The sequence below is a fragment of the Amycolatopsis sp. TRM77291 genome, from assembly GCF_054166285.1.
On sequence record NZ_JBSZHF010000001.1, the window covers coordinates 7,409,641 to 7,431,646 of the forward strand.

A 22,006-nucleotide genomic window follows, 5' to 3' on the forward strand; every position below is an offset into this window, starting at 1 on the left:
CGTGAAGGCCTCCTTCCCTACTTTCAGGGTAGGGAAGGAGGCCTTCACGGAAGCCGGTTCAGCCCTTGTTCTCGTGCAGGGCCGTGAGCGACGCCCGGGCGATGGCGTGGCTGAAGAGGTTGAAGCCGAGGAAAGCAGGCGTAGCGTCTTCGCCGACTTCCAGCTTTTCGACGTCGACCGCGTGCACCGTGAAGATGTACCGGTGCGGCCCGTGCCCGGGCGGCGGGGCGGCGCCGAGGAACTGCTTCACGCCGCCGTCCCCCTTCAGGGTGACAGCGCCCTCCGGCAGACCGGAACCCGTCTCGTCGCCCGCGTTCGCGGCCAATGCCGTGACCGACGCGGGGATGTTGAAGACCGCCCAGTGCCAGAACCCGCTCGCCGTCGGGGCGTCGGGGTCGTAGCAGGTCACGGCGAAACTCTTGGTCCCTTCGGGGAAGCCCTCCCACGACAGTTGCGGGGAACGGTCCTCGCCGCCCGCGCCGAAGATCCCGGAAAGCTGGGGCGTCGGCAGGAAGCCGCCTTCCTCGATGTCGGTGCTGCTCAAGGTGAAGGCAGGCAGATCGGGCAGGAATTCGTACGGATCGGGTGCCTGCGGCATGCGTCCTCCTGATCGTCGAACAGATGACGGAGCCAGGCTAGGCGCTGTCCGGCGAGTCTGTTCGATGGGCTTCGGGATGCCGTCAGGGGCCGCCTGGGCGCGAAGACCGCGAACACGACTTGCCGGACAGCGCCTAGGACCCCGAGAGCCCTGGCGCGGGATCAGGGACGAATCCGGGGGTTACCCCTATGTCCAACCCGCCGCGCTGCCCTTAGCGTCGAGCTACACGAAAACCTGCTCTGGAGGGACTCAAGACCATGGCGCGCCCACTCCTCGCGATCGGAGGCATCGCGTTGATCGGCGTCGGTGCCCTCACCGGCCTCGGCTGGTGGTGGCCGTCCGACGCGGAGGCCACCTCGGAGGTGACCCAGCCGATCCGCAGCGTGCGGATCGACAACGACGAGGGCCGGGTCAAGATCCGCACCGGCGAGGGGCCGGTCCGGATCCACCAGGAGTTCCAGTACCGGTGGAGCAAGCCGGGCGACGCCTTCCGCGTGGAAGGCGACACCCTGGTCCTCGCCGGCTGCGGCACCACCTGCGAGGTTCGTTACGACGTGGTGGTCCCGGCGGGCGTCCCGGTCTCGGGCAAGCTGGATTCGGGGGCACTCGACGTCGCCGGGGTGTCCACTGTGGACGTCACGGTGGACTCCGGCGAGGTTTCCGTCGCGGATGTGCCGGGCACGGTGAAGGTGCGGTCCGACGCGGGCCGCGTCGAACTGGCGAACATCGGCCAGGCCGTCACCGTGCAGGCCGCTTCCGGAGCCATCAAGGGGGAACGGCTCGGCGGCAACGTCGAGGCCCGCACCGACAGCGGCCGCATCGAACTCGAACTGGTCAAGGGCGCCGACGTCACCGCGCAGACCGACAGTGGTTCGGTTGAGGTCACCGTCCCGGCCGGCGAGTACAACGTCACCGGCGCCTCCGGCAGTGGCAGTCGCGACATCGACGTGAACCAGTCCGGTTCGGCCCAGCACAAGCTCGATCTCAACACCGACAGCGGAAGCGTCAAGGTCAAAGCGGCCTGACGGATACATCGGGGGAACATTTTCTCATGGGGAACAAGGAGAAGCGCGTCCTCGGCGCGCTCGCTCTCGGCGCGCTGACCGCCTTCGGGATCGTCGGCTGCACAGGGGAATTCCAGCAGAAGCTGAGTGACGGCGCGCCCGTCACCGAGCAGGTCACCGCGATCCGGGTGGACGTCCCGGTCGGCGCGGTCACGCTCCGGGTCGAGGACGGCGCGCCCGTCTCGCTGCGCCGCGAAGTGACGTACAACGGCAAGAATCCGGGCAAGACGTACAGCGTCGAGAACGGCACGCTGGTCCTCGGCGGCTGCCAGCAGTGCGGCGTGGACTACGACGTCGTGGTGCCGCGCGAGCTGGCGATCTCGGGGACCATCGGCACCGGCAAGATCACGCTCGCCCGCGCGGCTTCCGTCGACCTGAAGGGTGACGTGGGTGACCTCAAGGTGCTGAGCACGTCCGGGCCCGTCAACCTGCGCACCGGCACCGGCGACATCGAGGTCGGTCTCGCGAAGCCCGGCGCCGTCACCGCGAACGCCGAGGTCGGCAAGATCGTCGTGTCCGTTCCCGACGGCGCGTACCAGGTCCGCGCGAAGGCGGAGGTCGGCAAGGTCGAGACCGGCGGCGTCCGGCAGGACCAGGCTTCGGCGAACGTCCTGGACCTCCAGTCCGGAACCGGCTCGATCACGGTGAAGCCCGCATGAAGACGCTGGCCGCGGTCACCGCGCTGACCCTGCTGCCGCTTTCCGCGCTGCCGGCGTCCGCCTCGTCCGGGATCGGCTGGAAGCCGTGCGCGACCGAGTACGCGCCGACGCTGGAATGCGCGAACCTCCCGGTGAGCGACGGTTTCTCGATCGCGCTGGCGAAACTGCCCGCGGCCGATCCCGCGCGCCGCGTCGGTTCGCTGCTGACGAATCCGGGCGGGCCGGGCGGCTCCGGCGTCACCGTGCTGAAGTACGGCGGCCGCGGTTTCGCGCTGGACAAGCCGGAAATGGCCGAAGTGCGGCAACGGTTCGACGTCATCGGGTTCGATCCGCGCGGCGTCGGCGAAAGCACGCCCGCGATCACCTGCGGACCGGATCTGCACGATCCGGCGGTCAGCCGTTTTCCGCGGAGCCACGCCGATCACGACAAGCTTCTCGCGCACAACCGCGCTTCGGGCGGCGAGTGCCTGAAGCGGACCGGACCCGGATTGTCCTCTGTGGACACTTGGCGGGCCGCGGACGACGTCGAAGCGATCCGGGTCGCCCTCGGCGAGCCGAAGGTGAACTGGCTCGGCGTCTCCTACGGTTCCGAACTGGGCGCCGTGTACGCGGAGAAGTACCCGAAGCGAGTCCGGACGATGGTGCTCGACGGCGCCGTCGACCACTCGCGGCCCACCAGGCAGGCGGTCCTCGAAGAGGCCATCGCGACCGAGGGCGCGCTGAAGGACTTCGCGCGGTGGTGCGCGACGTCGGCCGACTGCGCGCTTCGCGGCAAGGACGTCCTCGCCACCTACGACGCGTTGATGCGGACGCCCGGCGGCGTGCCGTCGAAACAGCTCGGACGGAACGTGACCGCGGAGGAGATGGCGGCCGGCGTCTACGGCAGCCTCATTCTCCCGGCGTTCTGGCCGGATCTCGCGAAGGCGATCGACGCCGCGACGGCGGGGAACGCGGACGGACTGCTGCCGTACTCCCAGCTCGACCCGTCCTACGGCGCGTATCGCGCGATCGGCTGCCACGACTTCGGCTCGCCGTTCACCTCCTACGCCGACATGCGGGCGATGCAGGGACTGGTGAAGACCCTTTCGCCGCACGGCTGGCGGTATTCGGAGTTCTGGGACATGGCGAGCGGGTGCGCCGGCTGGCCGGTGCCTTCGGCGTACCTGCCGCGACCGCAACGGGTGACGGGCGCGGCGCCGATCCTCGTGGTCGGCGGCGAACACGATCCGGCGACGCCGCTCGTCTGGGCGAAGGGGCTCGCGCGGAACATCGAGAACTCGACGTTGCTGGTAGACGCCGGGTACGGGCACACGGGGCTGCTGAACTCCGCCTGCGTGCGCACCGAAGAGGTGAAGTACCTGGTGAGCGGCGTCACACCGGCTCCCGGCACGGTCTGCCGGTAGTCCGGGAACAAGGCGGCCGCGCCGCTCGTTGAGCCGGGTACAAGGTTGAGTGAGGGTGACTCAAGTCCAGCTTGACGGAAGCCCCATCATCCCGATACAACTTGCGTTGAGCCCACTCAAGGTGGGCCGAAACGTGCAGGTCACGAACTAGCAGGAGGATCACACCATGGCGCGAGCGGTCGGCATCGACCTCGGCACGACCAACTCGGTCGTCGCTGTCCTTGAGGGCGGCGAGCCGACGGTCATCGCCAACTCGGAAGGTTCCCGCACCACCCCGTCCATCGTCGCCTTCGCCAAGAACGGCGAAGTGCTGACCGGCCAGCCGGCGAAGAACCAGGCCGTGACGAACGTCGACCGGACCATCCGGTCGGTCAAGCGGCACATCGGTACCGACTGGAAGACCGAGATCGACGGCAAGGCCTACACCTCGCAGGAGATCAGCGCCCGCGTGTTGATGAAGCTCAAGCGCGACGCCGAGGCGTACCTCGGCGAGACCATCACCGACGCGGTCATCACCGTCCCCGCCTACTTCGAGGACGCGCAGCGGCAGGCCACCAAGGAGGCCGGGCAGATCGCCGGCCTGAACGTGCTCCGCATCGTCAACGAGCCCACCGCGGCCGCGCTGGCGTACGGCCTCGACAAGGGCGAGAAGGAACAGACCATCCTGGTCTTCGACCTCGGTGGCGGTACGTTCGACGTCTCGCTGCTGGAGATCGGCGAGGGTGTCGTCGAGGTCCGCGCGACCTCCGGTGACAACCACCTCGGCGGTGACGACTGGGACGAGCGCATCGTCACCTGGCTGGTCGACAAGTTCAAGTCGTCCAACGGCATCGACCTCACCAAGGACAAGATGGCGCTCCAGCGCATCCGTGAGGCCGCCGAGAAGGCGAAGATCGAGCTGTCCAGCTCGAACTCGGCCAGCATCAACCTGCCGTACATCACGGTGGACGCGGACAAGAACCCGCTCTTCCTCGACGAGCAGCTCTCCCGCGCCGAGTTCCAGAAGATCACCTCGGACCTGCTCGAGCGCACCCGCAAGCCGTTCAACAACGTCATCCGTGACGCGGGGGTCGCCGTCGGCGACATCGACCACGTCGTGCTCGTGGGTGGTTCCACCCGCATGCCCGCCGTGTCCGAGCTGGTCAAGGAGCTGACCGGCGGCCGCGAGCCGAACAAGGGCGTCAACCCGGACGAGGTCGTCGCCGTCGGCGCGGCGCTGCAGGCCGGTGTGCTCAAGGGTGAGGTCAAGGACGTCCTCCTGCTCGACGTGACCCCGCTTTCGCTGGGCATCGAGACCAAGGGCGGCGTGTTCACCAAGCTCATCGAGCGCAACACCACGATCCCGACCAAGCGTTCGGAGATCTTCTCCACCGCGGACGACAACCAGCCCTCGGTGCAGATCCAGGTGTTCCAGGGTGAGCGCGAGATCGCGGCGCACAACAAGAAGCTCGGCATGTTCGAGCTGACCGGTCTCCCGCCCGCCCCGCGTGGCGTGCCGCAGATCGAGGTCACCTTCGACATCGACGCCAACGGCATCGTGCACGTCCTCGCGAAGGACCTCGGCACGAACAAGGAGCAGTCGATGACGATCACCGGTGGCTCCGCGCTGCCGAAGGACGACATCGAGCGCATGGTCAAGGACGCCGAGGCGCACGCCGAGGAGGACAAGCAGCGCCGCGAGGAGGCGGAGACCCGCAACCAGGCGGAGACGCTCGTCTACCAGACCGAGAAGTTCGTCAAGGACAACGAGGACAAGCTGCCCGACGAGCTCAAGGGCAAGGTGAAGTCCGCGATCGACGAGGCCAACGAGGCGCTCAAGGGCACCGACTCGGCGAAGATCCGCGAGTCCATCGAGAAGCTGAACACCGCTTCGCAGGAGCTGGGCACCGCGCTCTACGCCAACGCCACCCCGGGCGCCGAAGGTGCCCCCGGTGAAGGCGCCGCCGGTGCGGCGGGCGCGGGCGCCGGTTCGCAGGCCAAGGCGGACGACGTCGTCGACGCCGAGATCGTCGAAGAGGACGAGAAGGACAAGAAGTGACGGGACGCTACGACGAAACCGAGGGCCGGGGCCCGGAGGAACCGGTGGTCGTGCGGGACCGTAGGCGGATCGATCCGCTGACCGGTGAGGTCCGCCCGGCCGCCCCGGCCGCCGAAACCCAGGATGGCCCGAAGCACGCCGCTCCGGCCGAAGACACCGTCGAACCGGAGCCCGCGGCCCACGCGGGCCCCGGCCTCGGGGAGTCCATTGTGGACGACTCGGTGTCGGTGGCCACCGGGCTGGAGAAGGAGCTGGCGGAACGCACCGCCGACCTCCAGCGTCTCCAGGCCGAGTACGCCAACTACCGCAAGCGCGTGGACCGCGACCGCGAGCAGGTCGTCGCCGGCGCGAAGGCGTCGGTCGTCAACGATCTGCTCCCGCTGCTCGACGACCTCGAGCGCGCGGAGCAGCACGGCGATCTGACGGGCGCCTTCAAGTCGGTCGGCGAGAAGCTCGTCGGAAGCCTGCAGCGGTCGGGCCTCGAAGCGTTCGGCACCGAGGGCGAGCCCTTCGACCCGAGCGTCCACGAGGCGGTCCAGCACAGCACGTCGCCGGACGTCTCCGGCCCGACGGTCACCGTGGTCATGCGCCGTGGTTACCGCTTCGGCGAGCGCGTGCTGCGCCCGGCGATGGTCGGGGTCACCGACCACGAGCCCGGTGCCGCCCCGGCGGCGCAGGACGCTCCGGTTGACCCGCCCGTGGGTGGCGAACTGCCGCTCGAGGGCGAACTTTTCGATGAGAACAACCGCTGATCGGCGATACGGCGTGAAAGGAGGAGACGTTCGGTGAGTGCACGGGAATGGATCGGTAAGGACTTCTACCGTGAGCTGGGCGTCTCCTCCGACGCCACCGCGGACGAGATCAAGAAGGCCTACCGCAAGCTGGCCAAGGAGAACCACCCCGACGCCAACTCGGGCAACGTGGAGGCCGAGAAGAAGTTCAAGGCGGTCTCCGAGGCGTACGGCGTTCTTTCCGACACGTCCAAGCGCAAGGAGTACGACGAGGCCCGCCGCCTCTTCGGCTCCGGCGGCCCCGGCGGCTTCGGCTTCCCGGGGGCCGGCGGTGGCGGCGGTTTCGACGTCGGCGACATCTTCGGCCAGGCGGGTCAGCAGCAGGGCGGGTTCGGCGGTCTCGGCGACATCCTCGGCGGGCTCTTCGGCCGCCGCGGCGCCGCCGCCGGTGCCACCGCGAACCGGCCGCAGCGCGGCTCGGACGTGGAGACCGACGTCCGGATCGACTTCGCCGAGGCGGTCAAGGGCGCGACCCTGCCGCTGCGGCTGTCGAGCCCGGCCACCTGTTCCACCTGCGGCGGGAACGGCGCGAAGCCGGGGACCTCGCCGAGGACGTGCGCGACCTGCCAGGGCAGCGGGCTGGTCAGCCGGAGCCAGGGCGCGTTCGCGTTCTCGGAGCCGTGCCGTGACTGCCGCGGCCGCGGCACGATCATCGACGACCCCTGCCCGGAATGCGCGGGCGAGGGCATCAGCACCCGCACCCGCACCCTGACCGTGCGGATCCCGCCGGGCGTCGCCGACGACCAGCGGATCCGGCTGGCCGGCCAGGGTGAACCGGGCCGTGGCGGCGCGCAGCCGGGTGATCTGTACGTCCGCGTGCACGTCGCTCCGCACGCGGTGTTCGGGCGCAAGGACCTCGACCTGACGATCACCGTGCCGGTGTCCTTCTCGGAACTGGCCCTCGGCGGCACGATCACCGTGCCGACGCTGGAGGGCAAGGTCTCGCTGAAGGTGCCGCAAGGCACGGCGAGCGGTCGCGTGCTCCGGGTGCGCGGCAAGGGAATCGCGAAACGCGACGGTTCGCAGGGCGATCTGCTGGTCACCCTGCAGGCGGCCATCCCGGCCAAATTGGACGACAAGGCCCGTGAAGCGCTGGAGGCCTACGCGGAGGCCATGGCGGGCCACGATCCGCGACCGGAGATCACCGAACTTCTCGAAGGCAGGTGAGCACGATGTTCGGCGGGCTGCCGCACGGTGCGGACGAGGACACCCCCGTGTTCGTCATTTCGGTGGCGGCGCAGCTTTCCGGCTTGCACGCGCAGACCCTGCGGTCCTACGACCGCCAGGGTCTCGTGTCGCCGGGCCGGACCTCCGGTGGCGGACGCCGTTACTCGATGCGGGACATCGCTTTGCTGCGCGAAGTGCAGCGACTGTCCCAAGAGGACGGTGTCAACCTCGCGGGCATCAAGCGGATCATCGAGCTGGAGAACCAGGTCGACGCGCTCCGCGCGCGGATCGCCGAACTGACCGACGAGCTCACGGCGGCGTACGTCGCCGCCGAACAGACGGCCGCGGCCGTGCACGCCTCCTACCGCAAAGACCTCGTCCCGCTGCGGCAGCAGACGGCGCTCGTGGTCTGGAAGCCCAAAAAACGCACTTAGTCCTCTAAATGCGGGCCAAGCAAGGTGGCAGGTTGCGAAAGCCACCTTCGCAACCTTCAACGTTGCGAAGGTGGTTTTCGCAACACCGGCGGGCGTCAGGGGCGAGCGTCGAGCCAGGTGGTCACAGGGCCTCTGTCCCGAGGGGTCCTGCGCTATGCCGCCGACCTGCTCCCTCTCGTGAACCTCACGCCCGAGACGTGTCGCGAAAGCCACTTTCGCGACGTCTGATGTCCCGAAAGTGGCTTTCGCGACATGGCCGCCACGCGGTCGCGAGCCGAGCGGCGTCTCACGCCGCATGGGCCAGCGTCAGCGCACCACCCGCCGCCGAAAGCACCAGAACGGACCACCGGACAGAGNGCGAAAGCCACTTTCGCGACGTCTGATGTCCCGAAAGTGGCTTTCGCGACACGGTCGCTTTGCCTCTCACCCACGCATTTAGCGGACTAAATGCGTCATTGGCCGGGTACCAGGGTCCGGATCTGCTGGACCTCGCCGGTGCGCGAGTCCATGATCCGCTGGGCAAGCGCCTTGGCCTCCGGGTTCTTGCCGTCCTTCAGCTCGGTCCTCGCCAGCGCGACCCCGTTGTGCTGGTGCGCGACGAAGATGTCGGCGAAGTCGAGGCTGAATTCCGCGCCATCCTTTTTGGACAGTGCTTCGAGCAGCCCCTTGTCGGTGAGCCCGTCGCCACCGTGATGGTGGTGCGCGTGCGGGTCCGCCGAGCCCGTCTCGGGTTTGCCCCAGGCCTTCAGCCAGTTCCGCATGTCGGTGGTCTCGGTCTGCTGCGTCGCCTCGATGGCCGCCGCGAGATTCGTCAGCTCCTGCTTCTGCCCCTGCTTGGTCTTCACCAGTTTGACGATCTCCACGCCCTGGTTGTTGTGGGCGATCATCATCTGCAGGAACATCACGTCGGCGTCGTTGTACTGCGCGGACGCCGCCGCCGACTGGGGGACCGGGGAAATCGGGGCGCCGGCGTTGGTCGGTGAGCCGTCGCCGGCCCCGCAGCCCGCGAGGGCCACGAGACCGGCGACGAGAACGAGGGCCAGCTTCACTGCCGGGTCCACAGCGCGGGGGTGTTCGGCGGTTCCCAGCCTTGGATCGCCGTATGCGCCATCTGGCACCGGTAGGTGGCGCCGCCGTAGGTCACCGTGCTGCCGACCGTGTAGGACGTCCCGGCCGCCCAGGTTCCGCCGGCGGGCGGGTTGGTGGTGCTGGTGGGCGGATTGGACGTCGTGGGCGGGTTCGACGTGCTCGGCGGGTTGCTGGTCGTCGGCGGGTTGCCGCCGCCGATCTGCAGGTCGATGCAGCTGTAGAAGGCCATCGGCGTGTCCGCGATGTTCCAGATGGCCAGCACCTTCTGACGGCCGCTGAAGCCGTTGAGGCTCACCGTGTGCGAAGTCGGGTCCTTCGGCGCGGAGTTGTTCCCGCTGATGTCGGCGATCTTGGTGCCGCCGATGTAGTACTCGTAGTTCGTGGTCCGGTGGTAGGCGGTGAACTTCCAGTTGAAGGTCACGCTGTTGCCGACCGACGCGGCGGGCCAGGGCTTCGATTCGTCGTTGAGCTCGGCGAATCCGGGAAGGCCGCCGTTGCAGCTGCGGAGCCCCTTGGGACCTTCGACGCTCTGCGGTTCGTAGACGATCGCGCCGCAGCCGGAAACCTTGCCCTGGGCGCAGTTCGCCTGGCGGCTCGGCGGGGACAGCACGTAGCCGTGGGCGCTGGCCACCTGGGGGATGGCGACGATGGCGATCGGGGCGAGGATCGCACCGGCGGCGGCTGCCACGAGCTTGCGTTTGACGGTCATGCCGGCTCCTGGGGGATGGAACGACGGTGTTCCCGTGAGGGGGAGCAATGTGGTCTAGACCATAAATCCGCCGGTGACCGTGGTCAATGATTCACTGACCTACTGCTGCGTCGGGCCCAGGTGGAACAGCCGATCGGCCTAATACGAACGGCGCACCGGCTCAGTCCAGGGTGAAGGGGTCGTACTTGATCCGCGCCAGATCCGTGCCCGCGGCGAGCAGTTTCGCGATCGTCGCCCGGATCATCGACGGCGACCCGGCGACGTACACGTCGCGGTCCTTCCAGGCGCCGCGCTGGGTGACCGCCGTGGCAAGCGTGCCGCGGTCGCCGCCGGCGATGGTGCCTTCCTCGGTCACCGGGGTCACCGTCAGCCAAGGGCAGGTGACGGTCAGGCCGCGGAGCTCGTCGAGGGCGTAGAGGTCTTCCGGGCGGCGGCCGCCGAAGAACAGGTGCACCGGTGGGTTGTTCCTCCAGCGCGACATGTCGTCGAGCAGAGCGAGCAGCGGCGCGACGCCGGTGCCGCCGCCGATCATCAGCAGCGGACGGCTTTCGGTGCGCTGTACCGAAAGCGCCCCGAGCGACGGGCCGATCCGCCAGACGTCGCCGCGCCGGGTGTGGTGGACGATCGCGCGGGAGACCCACCCGCCGCGCACGGCGTGCACGTGGAACTCGATCGTCCCGTCGTCGTGCGGCGCGGTGGCGGGCGAGAAGTACCGCCACATCCGCGGCCGCTGCGGGACTTCGACGCTGACGTAACCGCCGGCGCGGTACGGGAGCGGCTGCTCGGTGCGGACCTTGATCACGGCGACGTCGCGGGAGGCGAGGCGGTGCTCGACGACGGTCGCCTTCCACCACGCGGGCCCGATCTCCTTGCCCGCGGCCTCGCGCATGTTCTTCGAAATAACGCCGTACGCGGTGACCCAGGCGTCTTCCAGTTCCGGCGTCCAGTCGTCCTTCAGGAACCTTTTGAGCGCGGCGATCAGCGCGACACCGACGGCGTCGTAATGGCGGCCGAGGACGTCGAACTTCCGGTGGTCCCGGCCGAGCTGCCCGAGGAACGTGGCCAGTTCGTCGGGCCGGTCCACCATCTGGACGACGTAGACGAGTGCGCGCAGCAAACGATTTCGCTGCGTCGCCATGTTGATCGGGAACAACGCCCTGGCGTCCGGCGAAACGGAGAAGAGCACGCCGTAGAAGTACTGGGACAACTCCTCGGCCTTCGTTTCGACGGCGGCGAAACTCTCCCTGATGAGCTTGGCCATCTCGACGGTCTTGTCCGCCGACGGCGTTTCGGTCAAGGGCGGGACGGGAATCGGTGAAGATCTCGACGGACTCGGTGGATGCTCGTATTTCACTGTTTCGGCAGTCATGGGTGAACGATTTTCTCCAGTTGGATCGGGCATATTCTCCAGACCCGATGTCATCGTGCTCGTGTTCCCCCGCGGGTTCCCGACTGTATGCCCGAACGTCGCGAAAGGATCCAAGAATGGTTGTTTCCCGCTCGAACGGAGCAAACGATATACGCGCCGTCAACCCCGTCTGGCACTAAGTAAAGGTGATCAAGCAGGCCGGATTTCCCTTGCTCACCAGTGGTTTTCGCCACGCCCGGCGCAAAGCGTGATCCGCCGATCGGGTGGGTTTTTCTCTGTGATTACGGGGTCACGTAACGGTATGCGGCCGGTGACTGATCACCATTGCGGATTCGAATTGCTAGTCGATGGTGAACGGGTCGTACGCGATCTGGTCCAGCGCACTGCCCGCGACCAGCATCCGGGACACCGTCGCACGGATCATCGCGGGCGAACCGGCGACGAGGATCCGGTGACCCGGCCAGGATCCTTGCTGGGTAACGGCTTCCGCGAGCGTGCCCTGCACGCAGCCGGGGGCCTCTTCACCGCGTTCGACCACCGGGGTCACGGTGAGCCACGGGTTCGTGGCCGCGAGGGCGCGCAACTCGTCGAGGTCGTAAAGGTCCTCACGCGACGGTCCGCCGTAGAACAACTGGACCTTCGGGTTCTCGCCCCACTGCGCGAGGTCGTCCAGGATGGCGCGCAGCGGCGCGACGCCGGTGCCACCGGCGATCATCAGGACGTCGCGGCCGTCGGTCCGGTCGACCGAAAGCCTGCCGAGCGGCGGCCCCAGCCGCCAGACGTCGCCGGGCTGGGTGTGGCTGACGATGGCGCGTGACACCCATCCGCCGTCGACGGCGCGCACGTGGAACTCGATGCCGCCGTCCTCGCGCGGCGCGTTCGCCGGCGACAGGTAGCGCCAGAGCCGTGGCCGCTGCGGTACTTCGACGCTCATGTACTGACCGGGCTGGTACGGCACCGGGAATTCGGGCTGGACGCGGACCAGGGCGAGATCCCAGGTGAGCCGCCGGTGTTCGAGCACGGTGGCCGACCACGACGCCGGGTTGACGTCGGCCGCGGCGGCCTCCTGCATCGCGCGGGCGACGATGGTGAACGCCTCCGCCCAGGCCCGCTCGACCTCGGGTGTCCAGTCCGGACCGAGGTGGTTCTTGAGCGAGGCGAGCAGCGCGGTGCCGACGGCTTCGTAATGCCGCGGGATGACGCCGAACTTGCGGTGGTCACGGCCGAGCTGGGTCAGGAACGGCACCAGGTCGTCGGGCCGGTCGACCATCTGCACGATGTGGACCAGCGCGCGGACCAGCCTGCCGCGCTGGACCTCCATGTTGATCGGGAAGAAGTCGCGGGTCGCCGGCGCGAGGGTGAACAGCATCCCGTAGAAGAACTGGGAGATCTCCGGGATGAAGGGCTCCGACTTCGCCCAGGTGTCCCGGATGAGCCGCACCATCGCGGTGACCGCGGGCGGCGCTTCGCGCGGCGCGGAGGACCGCGGGACCGGGCTGACCGCGTCGGCCGTCACGGGCTGGGAGTCGCTGATCGGGTAGCGCATGCCGGAAGACGGTTCCCCAGGTTCACGTACGAGGGACCACTGGAGAAGAATTCACGGATCATTCACCTCTCCGGTCAGTGGCTGTCGGGCCGGTCGGCTCATTCCGGCTCGTTCGCGAGACTAGCCGCCGAGAGCCCTTTTGCCCGCATCGTTGCTCCGGACGGGTGTACTCGAAACCGGTCGGCAGTGGGCGATCTCACGAGGTAAATAGTTGTCTTACGCAAGTGTCGCCGAATAAAGTTGTACTGTACAAGTAGCCGGGAGGGACCGATGAGCTCCGCCGACGACGCCAGAGTCGAACTGATGCGTGAGTTGAAGGCCGCCTCCCAGCTGCAGCACGCCTGGATAATGCAGGCCTGGCAGGACGACCCCGGCCTGCACCCGGCGGCCGCGATGCTGCTGTCGGATCTGGCGAAGCACGGCGAGGCGCGTCCTTCCGAATTGGCCAAACGACGCTTTGTGGACCTTTCGGTCATCAGTCGTCAAATCTCCCAGCTGTCCGCGGCGGGCATGGTGGACCGCCGTCCGGCGCCCGAGGACGGCCGCGCGTCGATCATCAGCGTCTCCGAGCGCGGGCGCGCGGAACTGGGCCGCAGGCGTGCCGGGTACCTGGAGTTCATGGAGCGCGCGCTCGGTGACTGGGACGACGAAAAGGTCCTCGAGCTGACCACGCGGCTGGCGGAGATGAACACCGACGTCCGCGCGGCCCTGTCCGTCCGGACCTGCGACGTTTGACGGCTGCCGTTCCTACCCGCCGGTCTTGACTGAACGGACCTTTCGTAGCGCCGTGACGCCGGTAGCGTCGTACCGGTGCGTAACCGGGTCGCGTTGCTGGTCGCCTTGGGAATCGACAACTTCGGCTCGGGCCTTTTCCTTCCGCTCGGGCTGGTCTTCGTCATCCGTGTGGTGGGTCTGCCCCTCGCCCAGGCGGGGACCGCGGTCACTCTCGGTGCGTTCGCCGGTCTGCTCGTCCCGGCCATCGCGGGTCGCCTCGTCGACCTGATCGGCCCGCGAACGGTGATGATCTGCTCCCATGTCCTGCAGGCCGCCGGAGCGAGCGCCTTCCTGCTGGCCGACGGGTTCGCCGGTGTCGTCGGCGCGACCGTCATGCTCGCGGCCGGGCAGCAGTTGTTCTACAGCTCGCAGTTCTCGCTCATCGCCGACGTCGCGGGCGAAGGGCCGAAGGACCGCCCGTTCGCCGAAGCCGCGATGGTGCGCTCCGCCGGCTTCGGGCTGGGCGGGCTCGCGGCGGCCGGGCTGCTGGTGTGGATCGGGCGCGAGGGGCTGTACGTCGCCGTGATGGTCGACGTCGCGACCTTCGTCATCGCCGCGGCCATCCTTTCGACGCTGGTCACCCCCGCCCCTCGGCACCCACGGCGCTGCTCGGGGCCCGCGCGGGTCTGGCGGAACCGCCCGTACCTGGCGCTCATCGTCTTCAGCGGCCTCTTCGCGCTCACGATGGACTTCTTCCTCATCGGGATGCCGGTGTACGTCTTCAACGCCTTGCACGGCCCCCGGTGGCTCCCCGGCGCGATCATCGCGCTGCTCACCGTCGTCACCAGTCTGGGTGGAGTCGTCGGATTGCGGCTCACCCGGAAGCTGACCCGGATCGCCGCCATGCGCGCGGGCTCGGCGTTGTTCGCGGTGTGGTGCCTGGCGTGCCTCGCGGTGGTGTTCGTGCCGAAGGTCTTCCAGCCGGTTTACCTGCTCGGGGCGACCCTCGTGCTGGCCGCGGGCGATCTCGCGTTCGGCCCGCGCTCCGGGGCGCTGGCCGAAGCCGCGGCGCCGCCGGAGGCGCGAGGCCGATACCTGGCGGCCTTCCAGTACGCGTTCACCCTCGCCGCGGTGATCGCTCCGGCCGTCGTGGCGTTGTTCTCCGTGGCAGTCTGGATCCCGTGGGTGCTCGTGGCCGCGTGCGCCTGTACGGCCGTCGTCGGCCTCGGCCGGGTGGGTCCGCGCCTGCCCGCGGAGGCCGTCTCCCCGACCGGGGGCTGAATTTTTTCAGAGTTGAGCGGAACAGACTCAACTTTCCTGACGTTGTACCTGTCGACAGATCTTCGCAAGACCTAGTACGAGGTGAGGGATGGACGCTTTCAACCCGACCACGAAGACCCAGCAGGCGATCTCGTCGGCGGCGCAGGCGGCCACGATGGCGGGCAACCCGCACGTGGCGGCCGCGCACCTGCTCGGCGCCCTGCTGGCGCAGGGTGAGGGGCTCACCGCACCGCTGCTGACCGCGGTCGGGGCCGATCCGGCGCAGGTGCACAAGGAGCTGGAGCCGCTGATCGCGGCGCTGCCGTCGGCGACGGGCGCCACCGTGTCGAGCCCGCAGTTCGACACGAACGCGGTCAAGGCGCTGACGCACGCCCAGAAGCTGGCGACCGAACTCGGCGACGAGTACGTCTCGACGGAGCATCTCCTCGTCGGCCTCGCCACCGAAGGCGGGCCGGTGGCCGAGCTGCTCAAGCGGCACGGCGCCACCCCGGACGCGCTGCGTGAGGCGTTCGCCAAGGTGCGCGGCTCCGCGCGGATCACCAGCGCGGATCCCGAAAGCACGTTCAAGGCGCTGGAGAAGTACGGCGTCGACCTGACCGAGCGCGCCCGCGCCGGCGAGCTGGACCCGGTGATCGGCCGCGACACCGAGATCCGCCGCGTGGTGCAGGTGCTCTCGCGCCGCACCAAGAACAACCCGGTGCTCATCGGCGAACCCGGTGTCGGCAAGACGGCCATCGTCGAAGGGCTCGCCCAGCGCATCGTCGCCGGTGACGTGCCGGAGTCGCTGCGCGGCAAGCGCGTGGTGGCGCTGGACCTCGGCTCGATGGTCGCGGGCGCCAAGTTCCGCGGTGAGTTCGAGGAGCGGCTGAAGGCCGTGCTCAAGGAGATCACCGACTCCGCGGGCGAGGTCGTCACGTTCATCGACGAGCTGCACACCATCGTCGGCGCGGGTGCGACCGGCGAGGGAGCGATGGACGCCGGCAACATGATCAAGCCGATGCTCGCCCGCGGTGAGCTGCGGATGGTCGGCGCGACCACGCTCGACGAGTACCGCCAGCACATCGAGAAGGACGCCGCGCTGGAGCGGCGCTTCCAGCAGGTGCTGGTCGGTGAACCGTCCACTGAGGACACCATCGGCATCCTGCGCGGGCTCAAGGAGCGGTACGAGGTGCACCACGGTGTGCGCATCACCGACGCCGCGCTGGTCGCCGCCGCGACTCTGTCCGATCGCTACATCACCGCCCGGTTCCTGCCGGACAAGGCGATCGACCTGGTCGACGAGGCCGCGTCGAAGCTCCGCATGGAGATCGACTCGCGGCCCGTCGAGATCGACGAGGTCGAGCGCGCCGTGCGGCGGATGGAGATCGAGGAGATGGCGCTGTCCAAAGAGGACGACGTCGCCTCCAAGGAGCGCCTCGCCGCGCTGCGCTCGGAACTGGCCGAGAAGCGCGAGACCCTGACGGCACTGACCGCGCGCTGGCAGAACGAAAAGGGCTCGATCGAACGCGTCCGCGAACTTCAGGAGCAGCTGGAGCAGCTGCGCGGCGAGTCCGAACGCGCCGAACGCGACGGCGACCTCGGCAAGGCCGCCGAACTCCGCTACGGCCGGATTCCCGCGCTGGAGAAGGAGTTCGAGGCCGCGACCGCGGCCAGCGAGGTCAGCCAGCAGAACGTCATGCTCAAGGAAGAGGTCAGCGCGGACGACGTCGCCGACGTGGTCAGCGCGTGGACCGGCATCCCGGCCGGACGGCTGCTGGAAGGCGAGACGGGCAAGCTGCTCCGGATGGAGGAGGAGCTCGGCAAGCGGGTCGTCGGGCAGAAGGAGGCCGTGCAGGTCGTCTCGGACGCGGTGCGCCGCACCCGGGCGGGCGTCGCCGACCCCGACCGGCCGACCGGTTCGTTCCTGTTCCTCGGCCCGACCGGTGTCGGCAAGACCGAGCTGGCGAAAGCGCTGGCCGAGTTCCTGTTCGACGACGAGCGCGCGATGCTGCGGATCGACATGAGCGAGTACGCCGAGAAGCATTCGGTGGCGCGCCTGGTCGGGGCGCCTCCGGGCTACGTCGGCTACGACCAGGGCGGCCAGCTGACCGAGTCGGTGCGCAGGCGTCCGTATTCGGTGGTGCTGCTGGACGAGGTCGAGAAGGCGCACCCGGACGTGTTCGACGTGCTGCTTCAGGTGCTCGACGACGGGCGCCTCACCGACGGCCAGGGCCGCACGGTCGACTTCCGCAACACGATCCTGGTGCTGACGTCGAACCTCGGCTCGCAGGCCATCGCCGACCCGTCGCTCGACGAGCGTCAGCGCAACGACGCGGTGATGTCGGTGGTGCAGCGGCAGTTCAAACCGGAGTTCCTGAACCGGCTGGACGACATCGTGGTCTTCCACGCGCTGGGCACCGACGAGCTGACGTCCATTGTGGACATCCAGATCGAGCGGCTCGCCACGCGGCTTTCGCGGCGCCGCCTGACGCTGGAGGTCACCGACGGGGCCCGCGAGTGGCTCGCGCTGAACGGCTTCGACCCGATCTACGGCGCGCGGCCGCTGCGGCGGCTGGTGCAGTCGGCGATCGGCGACAAGCTGGCGAAACAGCTGCTGGCCGGTGAGATCCGGGACGGCGACACGGTGCGGGTGGACATCCCGGCCCAGGAGGCGTCGGAGGCACTGACGGTCACGCGGGTGGACTGAGGCCTCGTGAGTGGTAAGGACGGTTAGAACCGTCTTTACCACTCAGCGCCTTGGTGCCCGACGAGATCCGGCGATCATGCGTGCCCAGCCGATCACCTGTGTCGCCCGCCTGAGCACGCGCGATCGCCAGACCGTAGGCACCTGGGCGAGACCCGGTTCCCTTGCCGGATAAAGCAAACGAGCCCGAGCCGCCGGTGGCCCGCCCGGGACCGCTGGGTGACGATGTCGCGAAAGCCACTTTCGGGACATCAGACGTCGCGAAAGTGGCTTTCGCGACCCGCTCGCCTGTTCTGACGGTGACGCGGGTGGACTGCCCGGCTCGTTCATGACGTTGGCGACACAGCGATTTGTCGACCTTTCACCGCGTCTTTCGTGGTCTTTCCCGGACGCGGCACCGAAAGGGGTGGCGCGACACGGCGCACGGCGGTCACATCCGGTGAGGGCAGGGGATACCCTGACCGGCGTGGGTATTCCGGCGTGGATCTGGTTCGTCATCGCCGCCGTCGCCTTGGTGGCGGGGCTGGCGCTGCTCGCGGCCGACCGGGCGAAGGAGGGCTCGCGCAATCGCGAGCGCATGCGCTGGGCCGAGCTGCGCGGCTGGCAGTTCGTCGAAGAGGACGAACGGCTGCCGCGGCAGTGGTCCAACGGCGCGATCGGGTACTTCGGTGCCCAGCTGGCGGTCAACGTCGTCGCCGGGTCGACCTTCACCTCCGACGGGCGGCGTCCGGTCTTCATCTTCGACATCGAGACCGAGGGCCAGATCCCGGCGGTCGTGGTCGCCGTGCGGTGCAACCGCGTGCACGAGGTGCCGCTGGAGATGTGGCTGTCCAGCGTGCCGTTCCAGCGCCAGGGCATGCCCGAGATGCTCGGCCCGATCGGTCAGCGCTACGCCTTCGCGGACGACTCCGAGGGTGCCCGCAAGGTGATCACGCAGGACCTCGTCGACGCGGCGGACTCGCTCGGCGGCGACGTCGGCGTGGCGTGGCTGGAGAACGAGTGGGTGCTGGCGAGCGTCGCCCCGAACGCCGGGCCCTCGCGGCTCGAGCGGCTGCTGCGCGACCTCGGCGAGATCGCCGACATCGTGGACCCGTTCGACGAGGAGTACGACAACGCCTCGACCCCCGGCCGCCACTGGCAGGCCGATGCCACCGACGACATCGAGCCCCAGGCCTGATCAGGACCGCTCGAGCTCCAGCGGGAGCGCCCCGGCGATGAAACCGGTGTGCGCCGGCCGGCCGAGCAGGGTCAGGTCGAGCGTCCCGGTCTGCGCGAGATGCCCTGCCTGAGCCGGATCGGTGGTGGGCAGGACCCCGCGAACGGTCGACGTCGAGGTGCCGCGGACGGACGCGACGTCACCGATACCGAGGTCGCCGCTGATCGTGTGTGAACCGGATCCGGTGAACCCGGCGCCGTGCTGCGCCAGATTCACGTCCTGATCGGTGGTGACCAGCCCGGTCGACGGGCCGATCGTGCCGCCGAGGGCGTGCTCCTGGCCGTAACCCGCGCCCGAGCCGACACCGAGCGGCAGGACGCCGCTGAACCGGCCGTTGCCGTGTTGCGCCGAGGTCGACCCGACGGCGGCGAGCTGGCCGACGTCGACCGCGTGTCCGGACGACCGCCCGGCCTCCAGCACGCCGCCGAGGTCACCGGAGAAACCGCCGTCGAGCGCCAGCGCCCGGTCGAGGGTGCCGCCGGTGTGCTGTTCCGTCTCGTTGATGACGCCGACGCCGGGCAGCGGGCGAACAGCGTGATAGGTCCCCTCGGCCGCGCGAAGGGCGCGGCTGTCCTCGGACACGAGGGTGGGGACGCCGGTGCGCGGGTCGAGCGCGACCTCGGTCAGGCGTGCACCGGTGCGTTCGAGTTCGGTCTCGTTCCCGGCGACGACACTGCCGTAGCGGTCGACCTTCACCGCTTCCCGCTGGCCCTGCTTGACGGCCTCGGACGTCTTCGCCGCGGCGAGCGCGCCGACCTTGTCCGGACGAGCGGTGACCCGGTCGCGGGTCTCGATGGTCTCGCTCACCGAGCGGCGGACGTCCGCGACGGCCTTCGCGTCGCCGGCTTCCTTGCTGAAGACGTTCCGTTCGGTGTTGGTCAAGAAGCCGCGAAAGACGGTCGTGTCGTCTTCGCTGGTGAAGCCGACTCCGCGATCGAGGCTGCCTTCGCGCTGGTGATCGAGAGGAAGCGGGATCGACGGGTCGGTCTGGGTGGCGAGCGCGGTGGCCGGGCCGGCGAGCAACAGCGCCAGCGGCGCCGCGCCGACCGCGACTTTGGGCAGGTAGCTCGGCTTTCGCCTGCTGTGCTTCCCCATGGGGCCGGACAATACTTCCCGGCTACGGCGGTTGCACGTCAAATCCCCACGGTGGGTGACCCTCACGCATGCCCCAGCCGAACGTGTTCCCGGAACCCGACCGAGGAGTAGGTTCCCGATATGACACAGACCGCCCTGATCACCGGCGCCACCGCCGGCATCGGCGCGCAGTTCGCGCGCAGGCTCGCCGACGAGGGATACGACCTCGTGCTCGTCGCCCGCGACGTCGACCGGCTGGAGGGCTTCGCCGCGGAACTGGTCGAGGCGCACGGCGTCGACGTCGTGGTCCTGCCCGCCGATCTGTCCGAAGTGGACGGACGGGCTCTTGTCGAGGACCGCCTGGCCGAAGCGCCCGTGGAGCTGCTGGTGAACAACGCGGGCTTCGGGCTCAACGGCGATTTCTGGACCATCCCGCCGGACGCGCTGCAGCGTCAGCTGGACGTCAACGTCACCGCCGTCCTGCGGCTGACCCGCGCGGCGCTGCCGGGGATGATCGACCGCGGCGAGGGCGCGATCATCAACGTCAGCTCGGTCGCCGGCTTCTTCAGCGGCCGCGGTTCGACGTACACGGCCAGCAAGAACTGGGTCACCTCGTTCACCGAGGGCATCGCCGCCTCGCTGCCGGACGGCATCCGCATGATGGCGCTCTGCCCCGGGTTCACCACCACCGAGTTCCACGAGCGCGCCGGACTGGACAAGCCCGGCCCGAAGGCGTTCTGGCTCGGCGTCGAACAGGTGGTGGACGAGGCGCTCGCGGATCTGCGCCGTGGCAAGGTGATCTCGGTGCCGAGCCTGCAGTACAAGGTGCTCGTCGCGGTCGGCGGGCTCCTGCCGAGGGCGGTGCTGCGCAAGCTCGGCGGCGGTTTCGGCGGCAAGGGCCGCACCTAATCGTCGTCTGCGGTTTCGATCGAGCGGACGCCGTCGGTCGCGGCGAGCACGGTGGGCGCGGCGGCGTGACCGGGCCCGGTGAGGTCGAGCGACACCGTCACCTCACCGTCGCGGTCGTCGGTGATCCGCAGGGACGTGATCGACCATCGGCGGCTCGTGCACAGCGCCAGCAGGTCGCGCAGGACACCCTGCCCGTCCACGTAACTCACGCGAAGCCTGGTCGTGCCCGTGCCGCCGGGCAGGTGCCCGGTCAGCCAGGTGAAACCGAGCACCACCACGAAATGCAGCGCCGTCACCACGACCGCCAGCAGAAGCAGGCCGGCGCCCGCCGCCATGCCGATGGCCGCGGTCTCCCACACGGCGGCGGCCGTGGTGAGCCCGTGGGTCGCGCCCTGCCTGGTGATGATCAGCCCGGCGCCGAGGAAACCGACACCGGAGACGATCTGCGCCGCGATCCGGGACGGGTCCAGGACGATCTGCCCGCTCGTGAGGATGTCGCCGAAACCGTACTTACTGACCAAAAGGATCAACGCGGACGCGGTGCCCACGATGGTCTGGGTCCGCAGTCCGGCGCTCTTGCCCCTGAGCTGCCGTTCCAGCCCGATCGCCGCCGAAAGCGCGAACGCCGTCGTCAGCTCACCGATCTGGAGCCAGCCCTGTCCGTTCGAGACCATCACCCCACAGTGCCATCGGCCTGACGACGGTTCGAGCCCGTGCCGGGCGGGTACGCGTGGATCATGAAGTCATCACGTGTTGTCATCGCGGGAGTGCTGGCGCTGGCCGCGTGTTCCACCGAACCGGCGCCCGCCCCGGTGACACCGGGGCCGGTCGCGGCCCAGCCGGTGAAGGCGATCCACACGGCGGCAGGCGCATTGCCCGACGGGCGGGTGTTCGACGTGGAGCCCGCGAACGACGGGTGGGAGATCAAGGTCGCGTCACACGGGCAGGAACACAAGGTGCGCGTGAGCCGGGACGGCGGTCAGGTCCTCGGCAAGCAGCAGGCCGCGAAGCCGAGCGACGATTTGGCGAAGGTCGGGCAGGCGGCCGTCGACGCGGTCAAGGCGCTCCAGGCCGCGCAGCAACGCCAGCCGGGCGAACTCGACGAGATGGAGGTCGACTACGCCGCCGACGGCACCCTCGTCTGGGAGGTCGGGCTCCGCGACGGCAAGGGGATCGAGCACGACCTCGACATCGACGCCAGGACCGGCGCGGTCAGGTAGGGCCCGCCCTACCAAGGAGACGCACGCTCGCCCCAGGGTGCT

At 69.1% G+C, this 22,006-nt stretch carries 20 protein-coding genes; 13 read left to right on the plus strand and 7 right to left on the minus strand.

All coding sequences use genetic code 11. The features are described 5' to 3' along the window. Positions 1-58 precede the first annotated feature (58 nt). Entirely contained in the window at positions 59-598 is a 540-nt protein-coding gene (locus tag ACXIZN_RS34610) for a YbhB/YbcL family Raf kinase inhibitor-like protein (RefSeq protein WP_457959139.1), read from the minus strand. Between the two features lie 257 nt (positions 599-855). On the opposite strand from ACXIZN_RS34610, the gene ACXIZN_RS34615 reads away from it, so the two are divergent. The 7 genes from ACXIZN_RS34615 (at position 856) to ACXIZN_RS34645 (ending at position 8,154) form a co-directional block, all read left to right on the plus strand. Then, positions 856-1,623: a DUF4097 family beta strand repeat-containing protein gene (locus ACXIZN_RS34615; RefSeq protein WP_457959140.1), complete on the plus strand. Its 768-nt coding sequence runs from the start codon at positions 856-858 to the stop codon at positions 1,621-1,623. Positions 1,624-1,649: 26 nt separating this feature from the next. Then, positions 1,650-2,321, plus strand: coding sequence for a DUF4097 family beta strand repeat-containing protein (locus tag ACXIZN_RS34620; protein ID WP_457959141.1), 672 nt, complete (start codon positions 1,650-1,652; stop codon positions 2,319-2,321). After that, complete coding sequence (locus ACXIZN_RS34625) at positions 2,318-3,724, plus strand: alpha/beta fold hydrolase (RefSeq protein ID WP_457959142.1); 1,407 nt, start codon at positions 2,318-2,320, stop codon at positions 3,722-3,724. Before ACXIZN_RS34620 ends, ACXIZN_RS34625 begins: the two co-directional genes overlap by 4 nt. A gap of 166 nt (positions 3,725-3,890) precedes the next feature. Further along, positions 3,891-5,762 carry a molecular chaperone DnaK gene (gene dnaK, locus ACXIZN_RS34630; protein ID WP_457959143.1) on the plus strand — a complete coding sequence of 624 codons (1,872 nt, stop codon included), beginning with the start codon at positions 3,891-3,893 and terminating at the stop codon, positions 5,760-5,762. After that, on the plus strand, positions 5,759-6,514 hold the full coding sequence (gene grpE / locus ACXIZN_RS34635) for a nucleotide exchange factor GrpE (protein WP_457959144.1): 756 nt from the start codon (positions 5,759-5,761) through the stop codon (positions 6,512-6,514). Before dnaK ends, grpE begins: the two co-directional genes overlap by 4 nt. Positions 6,515-6,547: 33 nt before the next feature. Beyond that, positions 6,548-7,720, plus strand: coding sequence for a molecular chaperone DnaJ (dnaJ, locus tag ACXIZN_RS34640; protein ID WP_457959145.1), 1,173 nt, complete (start codon positions 6,548-6,550; stop codon positions 7,718-7,720). Positions 7,721-7,725: 5 nt separating this feature from the next. Beyond that, positions 7,726-8,154 (plus strand): heat shock protein transcriptional repressor HspR, encoded by a 429-nt coding sequence (locus tag ACXIZN_RS34645; protein ID WP_125679856.1) that lies wholly within the window; start codon positions 7,726-7,728, stop codon positions 8,152-8,154. Positions 8,155-8,606: 452 nt separating this feature from the next. Here the strand turns inward: ACXIZN_RS34645 and ACXIZN_RS34650 are convergent, their stop codons facing one another. From ACXIZN_RS34650 to ACXIZN_RS34665, 4 genes are all read right to left on the minus strand, one after another. Next, positions 8,607-9,203: a DUF305 domain-containing protein gene (locus ACXIZN_RS34650; protein ID WP_457959147.1), complete on the minus strand. Its 597-nt coding sequence runs from the start codon at positions 9,201-9,203 to the stop codon at positions 8,607-8,609. Further along, positions 9,200-9,952, minus strand: coding sequence for a lytic polysaccharide monooxygenase (locus ACXIZN_RS34655; RefSeq protein WP_457959148.1), 753 nt, complete (start codon positions 9,950-9,952; stop codon positions 9,200-9,202). The genes ACXIZN_RS34650 and ACXIZN_RS34655 overlap by 4 nt, the downstream gene beginning before the upstream one ends. Positions 9,953-10,112: 160 nt before the next feature. Next, the gene (locus ACXIZN_RS34660) at positions 10,113-11,213 is read right to left on the minus strand and encodes a globin domain-containing protein (RefSeq protein ID WP_457960679.1); all 1,101 of its coding nucleotides are present in this window, start codon (positions 11,211-11,213) and stop codon (positions 10,113-10,115) included. A gap of 448 nt (positions 11,214-11,661) precedes the next feature. Then, positions 11,662-12,867: a globin domain-containing protein gene (locus ACXIZN_RS34665; RefSeq protein WP_185927302.1), complete on the minus strand. Its 1,206-nt coding sequence runs from the start codon at positions 12,865-12,867 to the stop codon at positions 11,662-11,664. A 270-nt stretch (positions 12,868-13,137) separates the two neighbouring features. Between ACXIZN_RS34665 and ACXIZN_RS34670 the strand changes: the two genes are divergently transcribed. The 4 genes from ACXIZN_RS34670 to ACXIZN_RS34685 all read left to right on the plus strand — a co-directional run bounded on the left by ACXIZN_RS34670 (position 13,138) and on the right by ACXIZN_RS34685 (position 18,722). Beyond that, entirely contained in the window at positions 13,138-13,602 is a 465-nt protein-coding gene (locus tag ACXIZN_RS34670; protein WP_457959149.1) for a MarR family winged helix-turn-helix transcriptional regulator, read from the plus strand. A gap of 75 nt (positions 13,603-13,677) precedes the next feature. Then, positions 13,678-14,862 (plus strand): MFS transporter, encoded by a 1,185-nt coding sequence (locus tag ACXIZN_RS34675; RefSeq protein WP_126736117.1) that lies wholly within the window; start codon positions 13,678-13,680, stop codon positions 14,860-14,862. Positions 14,863-14,950: 88 nt separating this feature from the next. After that, entirely contained in the window at positions 14,951-17,548 is a 2,598-nt protein-coding gene (clpB, locus tag ACXIZN_RS34680; protein WP_457959150.1) for an ATP-dependent chaperone ClpB, read from the plus strand. Between the two features lie 463 nt (positions 17,549-18,011). Beyond that, positions 18,012-18,722 carry a hypothetical protein gene (locus ACXIZN_RS34685; protein ID WP_457959151.1) on the plus strand — a complete coding sequence of 237 codons (711 nt, stop codon included), beginning with the start codon at positions 18,012-18,014 and terminating at the stop codon, positions 18,720-18,722. Here the strand turns inward: ACXIZN_RS34685 and ACXIZN_RS34690 are convergent, their stop codons facing one another. Beyond that, complete coding sequence (locus ACXIZN_RS34690) at positions 18,723-19,856, minus strand: hypothetical protein (RefSeq protein WP_457959152.1); 1,134 nt, start codon at positions 19,854-19,856, stop codon at positions 18,723-18,725. It abuts the gene before it with no gap. A 120-nt stretch (positions 19,857-19,976) separates the two neighbouring features. Here ACXIZN_RS34690 and ACXIZN_RS34695 point away from each other — a divergent pair, with 120 nt between their 5' ends. Beyond that, the gene (locus ACXIZN_RS34695) at positions 19,977-20,744 is read left to right on the plus strand and encodes an SDR family NAD(P)-dependent oxidoreductase (protein WP_457959154.1); all 768 of its coding nucleotides are present in this window, start codon (positions 19,977-19,979) and stop codon (positions 20,742-20,744) included. Here ACXIZN_RS34695 and ACXIZN_RS34700 read toward each other — a convergent pair. Beyond that, on the minus strand, positions 20,741-21,421 hold the full coding sequence (locus ACXIZN_RS34700; RefSeq protein ID WP_457959155.1) for an MgtC/SapB family protein: 681 nt from the start codon (positions 21,419-21,421) through the stop codon (positions 20,741-20,743). The genes ACXIZN_RS34695 and ACXIZN_RS34700 overlap by 4 nt on opposite strands. Positions 21,422-21,481: 60 nt before the next feature. Here ACXIZN_RS34700 and ACXIZN_RS34705 point away from each other — a divergent pair, with 60 nt between their 5' ends. After that, positions 21,482-21,964, plus strand: coding sequence for a PepSY domain-containing protein (locus ACXIZN_RS34705; protein ID WP_457959156.1), 483 nt, complete (start codon positions 21,482-21,484; stop codon positions 21,962-21,964). The last annotated feature ends 42 nt before the right edge of the window (positions 21,965-22,006 follow it).